Source organism: Vibrio fortis (assembly GCF_024347475.1).
GTDB lineage: Bacteria > Pseudomonadota > Gammaproteobacteria > Enterobacterales > Vibrionaceae > Vibrio > Vibrio fortis.
On the sequence record NZ_AP025487.1, the window covers coordinates 3,189,966 to 3,207,982 of the forward strand.

An 18,017-nucleotide genomic window follows, 5' to 3' on the forward strand; every position below is an offset into this window, starting at 1 on the left:
AACACTATCAGCATTGATTAACCAGAATAAGCTGAGTGCCAATCACGCCACACAGGGTCAAATCCCTTAGCACGGATCATATCCTCTATCGATGCAGCACTGCGCTCATCACTAATCTCAAACTGCTCCAGTTCAACATCCTCCATCGCATAGCCCCCGGGTTGAGTTTTCGATGCGGCAGACATTGACGTAATACCTAGCGGTAACACGTTATCCCTAAACGCCGGCGATTCTCGTGTCGATAACGATAGTTCAACCTCAGGGTTCAGCAAGCGATAAGCACAAATCAACTGCACTAGCTGCTTATCCGTCATCACTGACTTAGGTTGTAAAGCTCCTTCACATGGGCGTAAACGTGGAAATGAGATCGAGTAACGCGTTTGCCAATACGTTCGCTCAAGGTAATCCAAATGCGCAGCAACAAAGAAACAGTCAGTGCGCCACTCCTCCAACCCTATCAAAGCTCCGATACCAATTTTGTCGATGCCCGCTTTGGCCAAACGATCAGGTGTATCTAGGCGATACTCAAAGTCTGTTTTATTGCCACGCAGGTGGTGTTCGCCATAGGTGGATGGATGATAGGTTTCTTGGTAAACCATTACAGCATCGAGACCTAGCGTTTTAAGTTCTGCATATTGCTCTTGGTCGAGAGGCTGCACTTCCATCGCAAGGTAGTTAAACTGTTCCTTAATCATCGGAACCATTTCACGGAAGTATTTCATCCCGACTTTAGTTTCATGCTCACCGGTCACCAGCAACACGCTATCAAACTTCATCGCCTTAATAGCATTGATTTCAGCAGTAATCTCATTACGGTCAAGTGTTTTGCGCTTAATTCGATTCTCCATCGAAAAGCCACAATAGGTACACGCATTGGCACATAGGTTTGACAGATACAGTGGTATGTACAAAGACATCGTATTGCCAAAACGCTTACGTGTCAGTGAATACGACAGCTGTGCCATCTGCTCAAGATAAGGCTCTGCAGCAGGAGAAATGAGAGCCTTAAAATCTTCCAAGTCGCGCTTGGGTTTGTTCAACGCACGTTCAACATCACTCGCTGTTTTGGCATAGATCGACATCGAAATGTCATCCCAATTGAGCTTGTTAAACTGATCCACAAAACTCATGGTTAGTCCTCGTCGATTCCTTAAAGCTCATCTAAGAAAGAAGTGAGCGGACTTGAAGCCACAGCATGCGACACCTTGCCAGCTAAACCAGCCTCGTAAGCCATTCGACCAGATTCAACAGCCAGTTTGAATGCTCTCGCCATCGCAACCGGATTGCTCGATGCAGCGATTGCCGTATTGACTAGTACTGCATCGGCTCCCATCTCCATAGCACGGGCCGCGTGAGAAGGTGCACCGATACCAGCATCAACCACAACTGGTACGTTTGCTTGGTCGATAATAATCTCTAAGAAGTCATGAGATACAATCCCTTTATTAGAACCAATTGGAGCACCAAGCGGCATCACTGCAGCACAACCAACCTCTTCGAGTCGCTTGCACAATACTGGGTCGGCGTGGCAATAAGGCAGAACAATAAAGCCTTCACGTACCAGTTGTTCAGCAGCTGCCAGTGTTTCAATAGGATCAGGCATCAGGTATTTTGGGTCTGGGTGAATCTCTAGTTTTAACCAATTAGTACCTAATGCCTCACGAGCTAACTGCGCAGCAAACACAGCATCTTTCGCATTCTTCGCCCCTGAAGTGTTTGGCAATAAACTGACTCCAGCTTCAACCAAGGGTTTTAAGATGTCGTCTTGCTGGTCGTTTACATCTACACGCTTGAGGGCCATAGTCGCTAGTTGAGAGCCAGAGACTTGTATCGCTTCAGCCATTAACTGGCTGTTGGCGAACTTCCCAGTACCTGTAAATAGCCTTGATTCAAATTGTTTATCTCCGATATTTAGCATCTCATTATCCCCCTGCTATTGCTTGAAATAGGGAGATGCTATCCCCCTCACTAAGTAAAGTGCTGCCCCATTCACTGCGAGGTATCACTGTATTATTGATAGCAAAAACACAGCCCATTTCAGGTAACTCAAATTGATGGATGATTTGCTGAAGATCGCTTTGATTTGCAATTTGTTGCGGCTGTTCATTGATGACGATTTTTATCATTTCATCACGTTCAGCTACGCCCTGTTTGCTTATTTGTTCTAATAATGTCATTGCTCTTAATTCTCTATATTGCGTATAACCCAGTCCTAACTGCAAACCTGACAACTGTTATCTTTTGTAATCGCTAACGTCTGCCACTTCATCTTTAAACCGTCAAAGAGGTGCAGCTCTCCTGCCTTAACGTAGAACTTACCCGTCGCCAGCTTTTGAATGGCAGCCAAGGCTTGGTAATTTCCCATTGTCCCGACAACGGGGCCGACAACACCAGACTCGCTGCATTTTTGTGTCTGTTTTAGTTCATCAAATGGATACAAGCATCGATAACAAGCAGCTGACTGTTGTGACGCTTGGTTTTCAAATACGGCAAACTGACCCTGCCACCCAATAGCGGCAGCCGATACAAGTGGGGTGTTTTGCTCGAAGCAGGTTTGGTTTATCAGCTGCCTTGTCGGCATGTTGTCGCTGCAATCCAAAACCACATCAGCCAACATAACCTCAAGTGAAAGCTGACCGGGATCTAAACGCTTATTGATGGTACGTACCTGCACCATAGGATTGAGCTGCGCTAACTGCTTTGCTGTCGCACTGGTTTTAGGCGTGCCTAGGTCTCGTTCTCGGTATATGACTTGTCTTTGTAGGTTACTGCTCTCAACGGCATCATCATCCACAACCACAAGCTTGCCGATGCCTGCTGATGCTAAATACAAACAAGCAGCACTGCCTAAGCCTCCACAACCAATCACCAAAACATGAGATTGGCCAAGCTGAACTTGCCCATTCTCACCCACTTCAGGTAATGAAACCTGACGTTGATAACGTAGGAACTCTTTATCATTCAGCACAGACTGCCCTCTGCTCATTCCGATTTTTTCTAACAAGCACGTCCTGGCTTGCCCCCATCAAGTTGGCAAAGAAATCAATCACCAACTGTGGGTCACTGGATAAAGTAATCGCTCGAACAACCGCGAGGCTCGATACACCACACTGCCAAACCTGGTCAGCATTACTTTGATCAATGCCGCCGATTGCAACGGTTGGAAAGCCTAATTGTTGGTTGTTGCTGCTTTTAGTTATGCCATATGGAATGGTATCGATAAGCTTCTGATACAGAGCTAACCGAACCAACCCTTGTGGCTTGGAGGGCATCTCTTTGGTAGTCGTTGGGAAGATATGCCCTAAGGCAATATAGCTTGGATGAATCTGTACGATTCTCAGCAACTCGTAATAACCGTGCGTCGACAAACCAAGATGTACCCCTGCTTTACTTAACTGCGCAAGGTTTGACTCTTCGATGTCTTCTTGGCCAAGGTGAACACCATAAGCACCATGCTTAATGGCAAGTTGCCAGTAATCGTTAATGAAGACTTGCGCATCGTATTGATGCCCCAATTCGATCGCTTTCTCTATTTGTTGCTCTAGATCGCTTTGTTGTGGGTTTTTAATCCGAAGCTGAATGGTTTTAATACCCATCGGCAATAGACGTTCAATCCACGATACATCATCGACAACCGGATAAAGCCCGAGACTAGCCTTGGCTAATGTTGGAAAACCGACGCTCTCACCATTAGCAGACCAGCCAACTTGTATGCCTAAGCGGTCATCCTCAAGAACAGGAGTAGGAAAAGCACTAAACTCGAATGCCCACACCTTCAAAACATGATTTGACGATATTGTGCGAATATCAAAAGCCGATGTTTCACGTGAAACACTCCCTGTTGGCGACATCATCGCTCGTGCTAAAGTTAGTACATCCTCGATCGGAAAATCGAGTATCGACAGAGTCACGAACCAAGCCAAATGCAATTCTGGATACAAATGCTTGGCTAGGTGTGGAGCAACAGAAAGCGCTCTGGCTTCATTATTTATAGGGTGACGCCAGATATCTAACTGAGAGGAATTTGGAGCCTCGTTCAACGGTCGGTCTGGAATACCAATGAAGATGTCGGTTGGCTCTTGATGGCGACACTCTCCAACGCTCAATTCTGAACGATAGTGGAGTATGTAATCCGAACCTTGAGAACAATCAATACTAGAGAGAATATCGGTCGATAGGCTTGTGATATGTTGGTCGTGAATGAGCTGTATCGATTGAGTTGGGCTCACACCCAACTCAACATTTTCGATAATAAAACCCTGCTCTTTCGCCAACAACAAACATTGTTGAACCAAGCCAGTTAGCTCAATCAATGATGACGGAATAAGGATTTTATTCATTAATCAGCCGCCTCTATGGTAGCAGCCGGATGATAGAGCTCAGATCCCGTTTCACGGAACTCTTGCGATTTTTGACGCATCCCCTCTAGTGGATCATCAAGCATTTTGATCGATATCGCTTGGTCAGCAGCAACCTGCTCTGTGTCTTTGGCGTATTCGCGCACCTCTTGCGAGATCTTCATTGAACAGAATTTAGGTCCACACATAGAGCAGAAGTGAGCAACCTTACCTGACTCTTGTGGCAAGGTTTCATCATGGAAAGCTCGGGCCGTTTCAGGATCAAGAGAAAGGTTGAATTGGTCTTCCCAACGGAACTCAAAACGCGCTTTTGATAGAGCGTTATCACGTACTTGCGCACCAGGGTGACCTTTCGCTAAATCGCCTGCATGAGCAGCAAGCTTGTAGGTAATCAGGCCGGTTTTAACGTCTTCTTTGTTGGGCAAACCAAGGTGCTCTTTTGGTGTTACGTAACAGAGCATCGCACAGCCGTACCAACCGATCATCGCAGCACCTATTCCTGAGGTAATATGGTCATAGCCGGGTGCAATATCTGTTGTGAGTGGGCCTAGCGTATAAAACGGCGCTTCATGACAATGTTCAAGCTGCTCGTCCATATTCTTTTTGATCATATGCATAGGCACGTGACCAGGACCTTCAATAATCACCTGAACATCATATTCCCAAGCAATCTTAGTCAACTCACCCAGTGTGCGAAGTTCGGCAAACTGAGCTTCATCATTAGCGTCAGCGACAGAACCTGGACGTAAACCATCACCTAGTGATAGAGCGACATCGTACTTAGCACAGATCTCACAGATCTCTCTGAAGTTCGTATATAGGAAGCTTTCTTGGTGATGAGCCAAACACCACTTAGCGATGATTGAACCGCCTCGCGAAACGATACCCGTCACACGCTTCGCCGTCATCGGCACATAACGAAGTAATAAGCCTGCATGGATCGTAAAGTAGTCAACGCCCTGCTCAGCTTGCTCAATCAAGGTGTCTCGCATCACTTCCCAGTTTAGGTTCTCAGCAACGCCATTAACCTTCTCTAGTGCTTGATACATAGGAACCGTACCGATCGGCACTGGGCTATTGCGCAAGATCCATTCGCGTGTCTCATGGATATTACGCCCAGTAGATAGATCCATTACTGTGTCGCCGCCCCAGCGAGTTGCCCATACCAACTTTTCAACTTCCTCTTCAATAGAAGATGACACGGAAGAGTTACCGATATTTGCGTTAACCTTTACAAGGAAATTTCGGCCAATAATCATTGGTTCCGATTCTGGGTGGTTAATATTGGAAGGGATAATCGCGCGCCCCTCAGCGACCTCTTTGCGAACAAATTCTGGTGTAATGTCTTTAGGCAGGTTAGCCCCAAAACTCTGGCCTGGGTGCTGCTGTGTGAGCACTTCGTCGCGATACTGGGCTCTACCCATATTTTCACGCAGGGCAATGTATTCCATTTCTGGAGTAATGACTCCCTGACGAGCATAGTGCATTTGAGTTACACATTGGCCATCTCTAGCACGTCGAATACGTGGTAGATTGCCGTAACGAAGCTCATCTAAGGTTTCATCTTCAAGGCGTTCTTTGGTGTAAACCGAACTCACGTCATCGAGTAGTTCGGTATCTGAACGTTCCTCAATCCAACTCTCTCGCAGCTTCGGTAAGCCGTGATGAAGATCGATTTCATGTTGTGGGTCAGTGTAAACACCCGATGTGTCATAAACGCGAATAGGCTCATTTGGCTCAAAGATTGGCGCTTCTTTGGTACCACCGATCAAGCTATCCGCAAGAGATATCTCACGCATTGGAACACGAATATCGGCTCGAGAGCCTTCAACGTAAACCTTGGTTGAATTTGGATACGGTTGTACCGAGAGAGTTTCTATAAACTGTTTTGCTTCCAGTCTCGCTTGCTTGCGATTCGACATAGCATTTTTCCTTGCTTCGTTATTCTAGATAATAAATTCGGATAAAAATGCTTGGCGGAAAGATGCGACAAGAGGAGCTGAACATAGGTATACCCAGGGCGGGCAAAAACGGCCTAATGCTTAGCTTAATGATAGGTCTGCTAGAGAGAATTCCAGCAAGGATATCTTCTCTTGTTCCCTTCGCAGGTATTAACCTGATCAGGTTCAACGGATCCCGAATGAACGGTCTCAGCCTTATGGCACTCCGACAAGTGAATTCAGTATATAAAATCGGCTTGGTTAAACCAAGCCGACCTGTGTGATTTTGATACGAATCTAGAGAACTAACTCTTAATTAGCAACTGAAAACCAATCCAGGCTGCCGAAATGCTCAATACCACATTAAGTAGCACGTTGAGTCCCATCTTGAAAAAAGCACCCTGCTGCATCAATAACACGTTATCCATAGAGAAAGTGGAAAACGTTGTTAATGCACCTAAAAAGCCTAACCCAATGATCTGACGCCACGGTTCAGTTGCGAGCATCTCATTTTCGAATGCGGCGATGAGTAGACCCATAATAAACGAACCGACGACATTCACCGTCAGGGTGCCATATGGAAAACCACGACCCAATAACACAACACATAACTCAGAAATTAGATAACGAGAGCACGCACCAAATGCACCGCCGATGGCAATAAACCCCAAAATTGAAAACTGACCCATAATTCCCCCACATAAGACTTAAGGATATTCTAGCCTTACTCGATTTTTTTTCGAGATAATTAGTGAATAAATTACTTGGATAAATTTCAAGATTAAAAAGTTACAGGTGTCACTTTACTTCGATATAACCCATCAAGCCCGTCTTCATGTGTTCAATCACATGACAGTGGTACATCCAACGGCCAGGATTATCAGCAACAAACGCTGCTTTCGCACTGCCATTCTTACCAAGCAGAACCGTATCAGTATGGAATGGCTCTTCAACTTTCTTTCCATCCAGCTCAAGTACAGTGAATGTATGACCATGGATATGGATCGGATGGTGATACTGAGTTACGTTTTTGAGATCGAATATATATGTCTTTCCTAGCTCTAATGTCGCAAGCGGTTGAGGAATATTATCCTTACTCATCCCTTCCCATGCGCGCTTGTTCGTCAGCCAGAATTTTGGCATCGACTTGCCATCTTTTCCTGTCGGACTGATCGCCCCCTCCCACTCAAATAGAAAATCGATCTCGGTGGCATTTTCGAGGTCTAGATTAGGAACCGGGTTGAGTGGTAAAGCAGGTAATGTCTGCTCAGATGGCAAGTTTGAGTCCACGACTTCTAATGAACATAATGAGAATGGAAAGCGTCCTTTCATCTGTAAGACATTTATAGTGGTGCCCTTAGTCGGAGCCACAAATCCAATATCCACTCGCATGCCCGGGCCAATCTTATGTTGTGTTAGTCGATAAGGGGTTTTGACAGGGTTACCATCGATAGCAATAACCCAAGCCTCTACCCCCTCGACCGCAATAGGATAGGTAATCGTATTATCGACATTTGCGATTCGCAGGCGTGTTGTCGCATATTGCTTAATCTGGTAGTTCGGTTCATGAACACCATTTACGCTGCTCCACTCGCCAGGAGTACCCATACGAGCACTCATTCGTGGAATCATCAGGTCCTTCCACTGCCCTTGCTTATCAAGATGCCAATGTTTAAGCATCAGCGGTAACTCTTCATCAAAAGCAACGGGCTGAGACTCTTCAACAATGATCAGCCCTACTAACCCCATTCCTAACTGCTTAACGCTATTCATATGTGGGTGATACCAGAAAGTACCCGCATCTGGTGGAGTAAACTCATAAACAAAGGTCTCTCCAGGCATGATAGGAGGCTGACTTAGGAACGGCACGCCATCCATTTCGATTGGGATTCTTAAGCCATGCCAGTGGATTGTGGTTGGCTCTGCGAGCTTATTAGTAAAACGGATGACAACCTTCTCACCTTGACGACAGCGAATGGTAGGTGCAGGTATTTGCCCATCAAAACCAAGTACTTTAGTCGTGTATCCTGGTACTAACTCGGCTGTGGCCGGCTCAGCCGTTAGGTCGTATACGTATCGTCCTTTTTCATCGACAGATTGAGTAACACTACAAGCGGGTAAAATGGACAGTGCTGATATAGCAATAGAAGACTTAATAAACTGACGACGAGAAATATCCATACTGTTCTACTCTTAAATTAACCTGCTTAAAATGTAACAGATTATTAATAACAATTCTCATTACGGATCTAATTTTTAGTCTTAGGTAGCCTTGAGCAGATCGCTTTTTCTTTGAATGGTGCAAATAAAAAGGAGACGTCTCCGTCTCCTTTACAAGCAACAATCGAGTTATAAGTTATTGAAGCTTAAAGCGACCAACAATCGCGAGCAGCTGCTTGTTGCTATTGGTCAATTGAACGGTGCCTGCTGTAGCTTGAGCACCATTATCTGTAAGTTCATTCACCATCCCCTGAATCGTTGTCATGTTACGACTAACCTCATCAGTTACTGCACTTTGTTGGCTCGCTGCCGTAGCGATCTCAAGGCCAAGATCATTAATCCGCACAATCGAGTTAACCATTACGTCTAAGCTCTGATTAACATTTTCTGTGGTGTGTGCTGTTTCTTCACAGCGCACTTTGGTGTCATCCATGGCTTTAACAACGGTCTTAGTTCCCTCATTTAAGTTCGCCAACATGCTGTTGATCTCTGAAGTACTTTGCTGAGTTCTCGCAGCAAGCGCACGAACTTCATCAGCAACCACCGCAAAGCCACGCCCTTGCTCTCCTGCTCGCGCTGCTTCAATCGCTGCATTGAGTGCGAGTAAGTTAGTTTGGTCTGCAATCTCACCAATAACCGTTAGAACAGAGCCAATCTTTTGCGAGTCTTCGTTCATCGATTGAATGCTATGAGCCATAGCTTCAACCTCATCAACTAATTCAGCTACGCTACGAACAGCGCTTGCAACAACCTCTTTGGACTGACTAGCCTCATCATTAGTCATCTTAGTAAATTCAGCTGTCTTAGAAGCGCTCTCAGCGACACTATCAGCCGTTGAACTCATCTCTGTCATAGCAGTGACTACCTGTGTAGTCTCCATTGCATGATTGGTCAGTACGGCTTCATTATTATGAGTTTGCTCTTCGAGTAAATGGATGTTTTGCGATATCTGGTTTGAAGCACTGGTCACTTCAAGCATCATTGCCTGTAGGTTACTAATAAACGTATTTACTGCCTCTGCTATCTGACCAAGGTCATCCTGAGAATGAACCTCTAATCGACGTGTCAGGTCACCATGTCCTTGTGATAAATCTAATATCGTACTCTTCAACGCTAGGATTGGTCGGTATGCGTAGTTGAGAATCACTAGGAAAATCGCACAAGAGATCGTAAGTAGAATAATGGCAGAATAGAGGGCTGCTTCTAATGCTTCATCCATCTCGGCATAGGCGATAGATTTGTCGACGCCTACAAGTAAATGCCAAGTCACTCCATCATCAATTCGGATCGTTTGGAAGAAAGCCACTTTGTCCACTCCTCCCAGGCTATAGTCTTGCATACCAGATGGAATAGACAACAGAGAATCAGTCAGTGGCTTGAGATCGGCAAAGTCATAGAGTTTTGTCTCACCTGGAACATCAACTTCTCCATTAGAGGCAATCGTTAGACTGGTCTGGTCATATAGGCCCATCATAGCCCCAGGGAAAGGCGCTTTTCTTACCAGTTCATCAAGCAGAGTAAGCTCGATATCTGCAAGCAATACACCTTGTAGTTGACCTTGTGCATAAAACGGTTCTGCAATGCTGACCATTAAACTCTTCGTCAACGCATCACTGTAAATATCTGTCACGATAGTGCTGCGCTTAGCAACTGCCTGTTTATACCAATCTCGTGTTCTTGGGTCATACTGTGACAGGTCGCGTTTGCCACTATTGTTCCCGTAAGAACGCCCATCTTCATAACCAACCAAAATATCAGAAGCTGGAGAAGTATTCGCGATCTGTCTGATCATCAATAAAATTTGCTGGTCATTATCAACAGAAACGAAGTCAGGTGCATTCGATACTAAGCCCGATTTAATGGTATCTAACCAAGTGGTAATAGTGTCGCTCGTGGTCTCAATCTTCAGCATCGAATATTCATTAATCCGTTCTTCAATAGACGCTGAAAGTTGTTGATAGGATAGGTAACTAGATACCGTTAATGACATTGTAATTAAGAGAATGACAACGGTAACCACTCTTCCCTTAAAGCTACTTAACACATTCATTTTTAAGCTCTATTTTATAAATTTGAACAAATGTATCATTATTGAGACTTAACTTAATTACATTGCAATAAAGTTAATATATCGATCACACTTTTATTGCACAAAATGCATTCACCCAATAAATGCGATCAGTATTAAACCTATAATTAGATTGATTAAATAGTGGAAGGGTTTAGTTGTGTACAGGAAGATGGTAGTTGTCGGCTAAGCCTAGCAGTGCATGGTTGAGGTTCCAAAGATCGGCAACGTTGGTAAGTCGGTTCCAAATACGTTTGGACCTATTTCGGCGACATTAGCGATGAGACAGACACTGCAGTATAACGTAAAGGCTCATATTGAAAGACACGAGCCTTTGAATAACAACTTTGCTTCGCAGAAGCAATAGACGCAAAAAAGCCCCAGCATTTCTGCTGAGGCTTCATATATGGCAGGGGTGGAGAGATTCGAACTCCCAACACGCGGATTTGGAATCCGCTGCTCTGCCAATTGGAGCTACACCCCTAAAATTTCAATACTGTAGATTCGAAAAAACCTCGCACTAGGCGAGGCTCTCGAATAAGTGGCGGAGTGGACGGGACTCGAACCCGCGACCCCCGGCGTGACAGGCCGGTATTCTAACCAACTGAACTACCACTCCGCAGTGGTAAACACGTCTTTAGACGTGGTTCCAAAATTAAAGCCTGGCGATGTCCTACTCTCACATGGGGAAGCCCCACACTACCATCGGCGCTATTGCGTTTCACTTCTGAGTTCGGCATGGAATCAGGTGGGTCCACAACGCTATGGTCGCCAAGCAAATTCTTAAAATTCGGAAAGCTGTTTATTCTCTAAACTCATTCAAGTGCTCTTGTTTGCCTCTGCTTTTTAAAGCGGAAACAATGTTTTGAGTCCATCAAAACCCCTTGGGTGTTGTATGGTTAAGCCTCACGGGCAATTAGTACAGGTTAGCTCAACGCCTCACAGCGCTTACACACCCTGCCTATCAACGTTCTAGTCTTGAACAACCCTTTAGGACGCTTAAAGCGCCAGGGAAGACTCATCTCAGGGCTCGCTTCCCGCTTAGATGCTTTCAGCGGTTATCGATTCCGAACTTAGCTACCGGGCAATGCCATTGGCATGACAACCCGAACACCAGAGGTTCGTCCACTCCGGTCCTCTCGTACTAGGAGCAGCCCCCTTCAATCTTCCAACGCCCACGGCAGATAGGGACCGAACTGTCTCACGACGTTCTAAACCCAGCTCGCGTACCACTTTAAATGGCGAACAGCCATACCCTTGGGACCGACTTCAGCCCCAGGATGTGATGAGCCGACATCGAGGTGCCAAACACCGCCGTCGATATGAACTCTTGGGCGGTATCAGCCTGTTATCCCCGGAGTACCTTTTATCCGTTGAGCGATGGCCCTTCCATTCAGAACCACCGGATCACTATGACCTGCTTTCGCACCTGCTCGAATTGTCATTCTCGCAGTCAAGCGGGCTTATGCCATTGCACTAACCTCACGATGTCCAACCGTGATTAGCCCACCTTCGTGCTCCTCCGTTACTCTTTGGGAGGAGACCGCCCCAGTCAAACTACCCACCAGGCACTGTCCGTAATCCCGATTCAGGGACCAACGTTAGAACATCAACACTACAAGGGTGGTATTTCAAGGACGACTCCACCACATCTAGCGACGCGGTTTCAAAGTCTCCCACCTATCCTACACATGTAGGGTCAATGTTCAGTGCCAAGCTGTAGTAAAGGTTCACGGGGTCTTTCCGTCTAGCCGCGGGTACACTGCATCTTCACAGCGATTTCAATTTCACTGAGTCTCGGGTGGAGACAGCGTGGCCATCATTACGCCATTCGTGCAGGTCGGAACTTACCCGACAAGGAATTTCGCTACCTTAGGACCGTTATAGTTACGGCCGCCGTTTACCGGGGCTTCGATCAAGAGCTTCGACCGAAGTCTAACCCCATCAATTAACCTTCCGGCACCGGGCAGGCGTCACACCGTATACGTCATCTTACGATTTTGCACAGTGCTGTGTTTTTAATAAACAGTTGCAGCCACCTGGTATCTGCGACTCTCGTCAGCTCCATCCGCGAGGGACTTCACCGATAAGAGCGTACCTTCTCCCGAAGTTACGGTACCATTTTGCCTAGTTCCTTCACCCGAGTTCTCTCAAGCGCCTTGGTATTCTCTACCCGACCACCTGTGTCGGTTTGGGGTACGATTCCTTACAATCTGAAGCTTAGAGGCTTTTCCTGGAAGCATGGCATCAATGACTTCACCACCGTAGTGGCTCGACATCGTATCTCAGCGTTAAGAAAGTCCGGATTTACCTAAACTTTCCGCCTACGTACTTGAACCTGGACAACCGTCGCCAGGCCCACCTAGCCTTCTCCGTCCCCCCATCGCAATTGTAAGAAGTACGGGAATATTAACCCGTTTCCCATCGACTACGCCTTTCGGCCTCGCCTTAGGGGTCGACTTACCCTGCCCCGATTAACGTTGGACAGGAACCCTTGGTCTTCCGGCGAGGGAGTTTTTCACTCCCTTTATCGTTACTCATGTCAGCATTCGCACTTCTGATACCTCCAGCAGCCCTTACAGACCACCTTCAACGGCTTACAGAACGCTCCCCTACCCCGCACACTAAAGTGTGCAGCCGCAGCTTCGGTGTATAGCTTAGCCCCGTTACATCTTCCGCGCAGGCCGACTCGACCAGTGAGCTATTACGCTTTCTTTAAATGATGGCTGCTTCTAAGCCAACATCCTGGCTGTCTGAGCCTTCCCACATCGTTTCCCACTTAGCTATACTTTGGGACCTTAGCTGGCGGTCTGGGTTGTTTCCCTCTCCACGACGGACGTTAGCACCCGCCGTGTGTCTCCCGGATAGTACTTACTGGTATTCGGAGTTTGCAAAGGGTTGGTAAGTCGGGATGACCCCCTAGCCTTAACAGTGCTCTACCCCCAGTAGTATTCGTCCGAGGCGCTACCTAAATAGCTTTCGGGGAGAACCAGCTATCTCCAGGTTTGATTGGCCTTTCACCCCTAGCCACAAGTCATCCGCTAATTTTTCAACATTAGTCGGTTCGGTCCTCCAGTTGATGTTACTCAACCTTCAACCTGCCCATGGCTAGATCACCTGGTTTCGGGTCTATATCCAGAGACTGAACGCCCAGTTAAGACTCGGTTTCCCTACGGCTCCCCTAAACGGTTAACCTTGCCACTGAATATAAGTCGCTGACCCATTATACAAAAGGTACGCAGTCACGGGACAATGCCCGCTCCTACTGCTTGTACGTACACGGTTTCAGGTTCTATTTCACTCCCCTCACAGGGGTTCTTTTCGCCTTTCCCTCACGGTACTGGTTCACTATCGGTCAGTCAGTAGTATTTAGCCTTGGAGGATGGTCCCCCCATATTCAGACAGGATATCACGTGTCCCGCCCTACTCGATTTCACTGATTATGATGTGTCGGTTACGGGGCTATCACCCTTTATTGCGAGACTTTCCAGACTCTTCACCTGCATCATTAAAAGCTTAAGGGCTAATCCAATTTCGCTCGCCGCTACTTTCGGAATCTCGGTTGATTTCTCTTCCTCGGGGTACTTAGATGTTTCAGTTCCCCCGGTTTGCCTCTTGCTGCTATGTATTCACAACAAGATACTTACTTATGTAAGTGGGTTTCCCCATTCGGAAATCCCAGACTCAAAAGGTTTTTACTACCTAATCTGGGCTTATCGCAAGTTAATACGTCCTTCATCGCCTCTGACTGCCAAGGCATCCACCGTGTACGCTTAGTCACTTAACCATACAACCCGAAAGGGTCTTAGTGTATGGCAACTAACCAAGGTTTTTGGTTGTAATAAGAAGGGTTAGTTCTTATTACGTGTTTGCCGGACTCAATGGTGAATCAAACTAAGTTTGATTCGAATACAAGACACTTGAATGTGTTTGTGTTGTGTTTATCCAAAGGATAAACATTGAGAACTTTTAATTTGATTTAAATAACTGTGTTATTTAAATCAGTCAGCTTTCCAAATTGTTAAAGAGCAAGTTTCTTTCGCTAATGACTAGCTAATGAAAACCATTTTTAAAAGCACTATTGCTAATGCGCTTAAAGATGGTGGGCGATACCGGGCTCGAACCAGTGACCCCCTGCTTGTAAGGCAGGTGCTCTCCCAACTGAGCTAATCGCCCACATTAGTTTTAATTCCTCGTGGAGAAGAATTTCTCAAGAATGGTGGAGCTAAGCAGGATCGAACTGCTGACCTCCTGCGTGCAAGGCAGGCGCTCTCCCAGCTGAGCTATAGCCCCATCTTGAGAGTCATTTCTAAAAGAAGAAATGGTGGGTCGTGCAGGATTCGAACCTGCGACCAATTGATTAAAAGTCAACTGCTCTACCAACTGAGCTAACGACCCAATGGTATCCCGTAGGGGAGTCGAACCCCTGTTACCGCCGTGAAAGGGCGGTGTCCTAGGCCTCTAGACGAACGGGACACTGCATGAAGATATTGGGATATCTTCGTCTCTTTTACTTTCTAAACCGTATCAATCTGTGTGGACACTTATCGTGAATATCTTCGTATAAGGAGGTGATCCAGCCCCAGGTTCCCCTAGGGCTACCTTGTTACGACTTCACCCCAGTCATGAACCACAAAGTGGTGAGCGTCCTCCCGAAGGTTAAACTACCCACTTCTTTTGCAGCCCACTCCCATGGTGTGACGGGCGGTGTGTACAAGGCCCGGGAACGTATTCACCGTAGCATTCTGATCTACGATTACTAGCGATTCCGACTTCATGGAGTCGAGTTGCAGACTCCAATCCGGACTACGACGCACTTTTTGGGATTCGCTCACTCTCGCGAGTTGGCCGCCCTCTGTATGCGCCATTGTAGCACGTGTGTAGCCCTACTCGTAAGGGCCATGATGACTTGACGTCGTCCCCACCTTCCTCCGGTTTATCACCGGCAGTCTCCCTGGAGTTCCCGACATTACTCGCTGGCAAACAAGGATAAGGGTTGCGCTCGTTGCGGGACTTAACCCAACATTTCACAACACGAGCTGACGACAGCCATGCAGCACCTGTCTCAGAGTTCCCGAAGGCACCAAAGCATCTCTGCTAAGTTCTCTGGATGTCAAGAGTAGGTAAGGTTCTTCGCGTTGCATCGAATTAAACCACATGCTCCACCGCTTGTGCGGGCCCCCGTCAATTCATTTGAGTTTTAATCTTGCGACCGTACTCCCCAGGCGGTCTACTTAACGCGTTAGCTCCGAAAGCCACGGCTCAAGGCCACAACCTCCAAGTAGACATCGTTTACGGCGTGGACTACCAGGGTATCTAATCCTGTTTGCTCCCCACGCTTTCGCATCTGAGTGTCAGTATCTGTCCAGGGGGCCGCCTTCGCCACTGGTATTCCTTCAGATCTCTACGCATTTCACCGCTACACCTGAAATTCTACCCCCCTCTACAGTACTCTAGTTTGCCAGTTTCAAATGCAGTTCCGAGGTTGAGCCCCGGGCTTTCACATCTGACTTAACAAACCACCTGCATGCGCTTTACGCCCAGTAATTCCGATTAACGCTCGCACCCTCCGTATTACCGCGGCTGCTGGCACGGAGTTAGCCGGTGCTTCTTCTGCAGCTAACGTCAAGAGATGCCGCTATTAACGACACCCCCTTCCTCACTGCTGAAAGTACTTTACAACCCGAAGGCCTTCTTCATACACGCGGCATGGCTGCATCAGGCTTGCGCCCATTGTGCAATATTCCCCACTGCTGCCTCCCGTAGGAGTCTGGACCGTGTCTCAGTTCCAGTGTGGCTGATCATCCTCTCAGACCAGCTAGGGATCGTCGCCTTGGTGAGCCATTACCTCACCAACTAGCTAATCCCACCTAGGCATATCTTGACGCGAGAGGCCCGAAGGTCCCCCTCTTTGGCCCGTAGGCATTATGCGGTATTAGCCATCGTTTCCAATGGTTATCCCCCACATCAAGGCAATTTCCTAGGCATTACTCACCCGTCCGCCGCTCGACGCCGTTATCGTTCCCCGAAGGTTCAGATAACTCGTTTCCGCTCGACTTGCATGTGTTAGGCCTGCCGCCAGCGTTCAATCTGAGCCATGATCAAACTCTTCAATTTAAGATTTTGTGACTCAACGAATACTGATTACATTCCCTATTCTTACGAATAGTGAATGTGAATTGACTGTGCCGAATCTTACGATTCGAATTGGTCACTCAGTTCATTGAAATCAAGTTGAAACCGAAGTTTCATTTTTGATATTCATCAACGAGTGCCCACACAGATTGATAGGTTTAAATTGTTAAAGAGCTTTCCTTTTTGAGCTTCGCTCAAATCGGACGGCCATTTTAGCGATTTAAGTTTTAGTGTCAACCACTTTTTTCAAAACTTTTTTCAAGCGCTTAGCTTGGCTAATTTGGCTTGCTGATTCGTTTTGGTTTCCTAAGAAGCCATCCCGTGTCAGCGAGGTGGCATTATAGAGATTGCGATCACATTGGCAAGCCCTTTTTTACGTTTTTTTTAGTTTTTTGATTGTTCGGATAAAAAACACCCAAAAACGGCCATTTATCCTAGTCAGAGACCCAATAATACTCTTAAGCTAGCTATATAAAGGAGGATTTATGAGTTCTATACGCAGTTATAAAGGTATCGCACCGGAAATAGGCCAAGGTGTCTATATAGATGAAACCGCAGTATTAGTTGGTGATATCAAGATTGGTGACGACTCTAGCGTTTGGCCTTTAGTTGCCGCAAGAGGTGATGTCAATCATATCCATATAGGTCAACGCACAAACATCCAAGATGGTTCAGTTCTTCATGTCACCCATAAGAACAAGGAGAACCCTGAAGGCTACCCTTTGATTATTGGTGATGATGTCACAATTGGCCATAAGGTAATGCTGCATGGTTGTACCATTCAGGATCGGGTATTGGTTGGAATGGGAGCGATCATTCTAGACAATGTTATTGTCGAGCAAGAGGTGATGATAGGCGCAGGCAGCTTAGTTCCGCCAAACAAGGTTTTGGAGAGTGGTTATTTATATGTGGGAAGCCCAGTAAAACAAGCACGCCCTTTAACGAATAAAGAGCTCGCGTTTCTCCAGAAGTCTGCCGACAACTATGTGCAGAACAAAAATGACTATTTAGATTCAGTTCGCCCTGTTTAAGACGCTTGAATCTCAATTTGACCAGAGGAGTTAAACTCCTCTTCTTCTATTAGCTCTTCTGCTAGTTCTTCTAAGTCAAAACGCAGCTCACTGAACACCTCAATAGCTTGTTCATTTGTTACTTCACGTCCTGCTAGTTTTCCTAGCTCTTCTAAAGTAATAGTGCACTCGATGAGTGCGCCACTTTGTTGAGCCGGGAAAACGACGCATTGATTCTCTGCATCCCAGGTTTGGATGTCAGGAAACAAAATTGACTGATTCATTA

General features: G+C 46.5%; 11 protein-coding genes, 6 tRNA genes, 3 rRNA genes and 1 riboswitch. Of the genes, 1 reads left to right on the plus strand and 19 read right to left on the minus strand.

Annotation, left to right across the window (positions count from 1 at the left end; all coding sequences use genetic code 11):
• Positions 1 to 17: 17 nt before the first annotated feature.
• From thiH to OCV50_RS14305, 18 genes are all read right to left on the minus strand, one after another.
• The gene (gene thiH, locus OCV50_RS14220) at positions 18 to 1,130 is read right to left on the minus strand and encodes a 2-iminoacetate synthase ThiH (protein ID WP_261903331.1); all 1,113 of its coding nucleotides are present in this window, start codon (positions 1,128 to 1,130) and stop codon (positions 18 to 20) included.
• A gap of 20 nt (positions 1,131 to 1,150) precedes the next feature.
• Complete coding sequence (locus OCV50_RS14225; RefSeq protein ID WP_261903332.1) at positions 1,151 to 1,918, minus strand: thiazole synthase; 768 nt, start codon at positions 1,916 to 1,918, stop codon at positions 1,151 to 1,153.
• Between the two features lie 4 nt (positions 1,919 to 1,922).
• Positions 1,923 to 2,177 carry a sulfur carrier protein ThiS gene (gene thiS / locus OCV50_RS14230; protein ID WP_261903333.1) on the minus strand — a complete coding sequence of 85 codons (255 nt, stop codon included), beginning with the start codon at positions 2,175 to 2,177 and terminating at the stop codon, positions 1,923 to 1,925.
• 35 nt (positions 2,178 to 2,212) lie between these two features.
• Entirely contained in the window at positions 2,213 to 2,968 is a 756-nt protein-coding gene (locus tag OCV50_RS14235) for a HesA/MoeB/ThiF family protein (RefSeq protein WP_261904166.1), read from the minus strand.
• Positions 2,958 to 4,340 carry a thiamine phosphate synthase gene (locus OCV50_RS14240; protein ID WP_261903334.1) on the minus strand — a complete coding sequence of 461 codons (1,383 nt, stop codon included), beginning with the start codon at positions 4,338 to 4,340 and terminating at the stop codon, positions 2,958 to 2,960. Before OCV50_RS14240 ends, OCV50_RS14235 begins: the two co-directional genes overlap by 11 nt.
• Entirely contained in the window at positions 4,340 to 6,280 is a 1,941-nt protein-coding gene (gene thiC, locus OCV50_RS14245) for a phosphomethylpyrimidine synthase ThiC (protein ID WP_261903335.1), read from the minus strand. The genes OCV50_RS14240 and thiC overlap by 1 nt, the downstream gene beginning before the upstream one ends.
• A gap of 158 nt (positions 6,281 to 6,438) precedes the next feature.
• A riboswitch (TPP riboswitch) is annotated at positions 6,439 to 6,537 on the minus strand.
• A gap of 66 nt (positions 6,538 to 6,603) precedes the next feature.
• Positions 6,604 to 6,987: a fluoride efflux transporter CrcB gene (gene crcB, locus OCV50_RS14250; protein ID WP_032552243.1), complete on the minus strand. Its 384-nt coding sequence runs from the start codon at positions 6,985 to 6,987 to the stop codon at positions 6,604 to 6,606.
• A 109-nt stretch (positions 6,988 to 7,096) separates the two neighbouring features.
• Complete coding sequence (locus OCV50_RS14255; protein ID WP_261903336.1) at positions 7,097 to 8,479, minus strand: multicopper oxidase family protein; 1,383 nt, start codon at positions 8,477 to 8,479, stop codon at positions 7,097 to 7,099.
• Positions 8,480 to 8,654: 175 nt separating this feature from the next.
• Entirely contained in the window at positions 8,655 to 10,568 is a 1,914-nt protein-coding gene (locus tag OCV50_RS14260; RefSeq protein WP_261903337.1) for a methyl-accepting chemotaxis protein, read from the minus strand.
• 425 nt (positions 10,569 to 10,993) lie between these two features.
• Positions 10,994 to 11,070 (minus strand) — tRNA-Trp (locus OCV50_RS14265).
• 58 nt (positions 11,071 to 11,128) lie between these two features.
• Positions 11,129 to 11,205, minus strand: a tRNA-Asp gene (locus OCV50_RS14270).
• A gap of 41 nt (positions 11,206 to 11,246) precedes the next feature.
• Positions 11,247 to 11,362 (minus strand): 5S ribosomal RNA (gene rrf / locus OCV50_RS14275).
• A gap of 119 nt (positions 11,363 to 11,481) precedes the next feature.
• Positions 11,482 to 14,373 (minus strand): 23S ribosomal RNA (locus OCV50_RS14280).
• A gap of 313 nt (positions 14,374 to 14,686) precedes the next feature.
• Positions 14,687 to 14,762 (minus strand) — tRNA-Val (locus OCV50_RS14285).
• A gap of 41 nt (positions 14,763 to 14,803) precedes the next feature.
• Positions 14,804 to 14,879 (minus strand) — tRNA-Ala (locus tag OCV50_RS14290).
• A 29-nt stretch (positions 14,880 to 14,908) separates the two neighbouring features.
• Positions 14,909 to 14,984: transfer RNA gene (locus tag OCV50_RS14295), tRNA-Lys, on the minus strand.
• A gap of 2 nt (positions 14,985 to 14,986) precedes the next feature.
• Positions 14,987 to 15,062, minus strand: a tRNA-Glu gene (locus OCV50_RS14300).
• Positions 15,063 to 15,150: 88 nt separating this feature from the next.
• Positions 15,151 to 16,703, minus strand: a 16S ribosomal RNA gene (locus OCV50_RS14305).
• Together the 16S, 23S and 5S rRNA genes with 6 tRNA genes alongside form the textbook arrangement of a ribosomal RNA operon.
• A 503-nt stretch (positions 16,704 to 17,206) precedes the next feature.
• Here OCV50_RS14305 and OCV50_RS14310 point away from each other — a divergent pair.
• Positions 17,207 to 17,752, plus strand: coding sequence for a gamma carbonic anhydrase family protein (locus OCV50_RS14310; RefSeq protein ID WP_261903338.1), 546 nt, complete (start codon positions 17,207 to 17,209; stop codon positions 17,750 to 17,752).
• Here OCV50_RS14310 and OCV50_RS14315 read toward each other — a convergent pair.
• Complete coding sequence (locus OCV50_RS14315; protein WP_032548677.1) at positions 17,749 to 18,015, minus strand: DUF1488 family protein; 267 nt, start codon at positions 18,013 to 18,015, stop codon at positions 17,749 to 17,751. The genes OCV50_RS14310 and OCV50_RS14315 overlap by 4 nt on opposite strands.
• Positions 18,016 to 18,017: the final 2 nt, after the last annotated feature.

Coding starts and splice junctions, on each gene's coding strand:
- crcB (WP_032552243.1), bottom strand. CDS start 6,987: ATGGGTCAGTTTTCAATTTTGGGGTTTATTGCCATCGGCGGTGCATTT.
- thiS (WP_261903333.1), bottom strand. CDS start 2,177: ATGACATTATTAGAACAAATAAGCAAACAGGGCGTAGCTGAACGTGAT.
- OCV50_RS14315 (WP_032548677.1), bottom strand. CDS start 18,015: ATGAATCAGTCAATTTTGTTTCCTGACATCCAAACCTGGGATGCAGAG.
- thiH (WP_261903331.1), bottom strand. CDS start 1,130: ATGAGTTTTGTGGATCAGTTTAACAAGCTCAATTGGGATGACATTTCG.
- OCV50_RS14310 (WP_261903338.1), top strand. CDS start 17,207: ATGAGTTCTATACGCAGTTATAAAGGTATCGCACCGGAAATAGGCCAA.
- OCV50_RS14225 (WP_261903332.1), bottom strand. CDS start 1,918: ATGCTAAATATCGGAGATAAACAATTTGAATCAAGGCTATTTACAGGT.
- OCV50_RS14240 (WP_261903334.1), bottom strand. CDS start 4,340: ATGAATAAAATCCTTATTCCGTCATCATTGATTGAGCTAACTGGCTTG.
- thiC (WP_261903335.1), bottom strand. CDS start 6,280: ATGTCGAATCGCAAGCAAGCGAGACTGGAAGCAAAACAGTTTATAGAA.
- OCV50_RS14260 (WP_261903337.1), bottom strand. CDS start 10,568: ATGAATGTGTTAAGTAGCTTTAAGGGAAGAGTGGTTACCGTTGTCATT.
- OCV50_RS14255 (WP_261903336.1), bottom strand. CDS start 8,479: ATGGATATTTCTCGTCGTCAGTTTATTAAGTCTTCTATTGCTATATCA.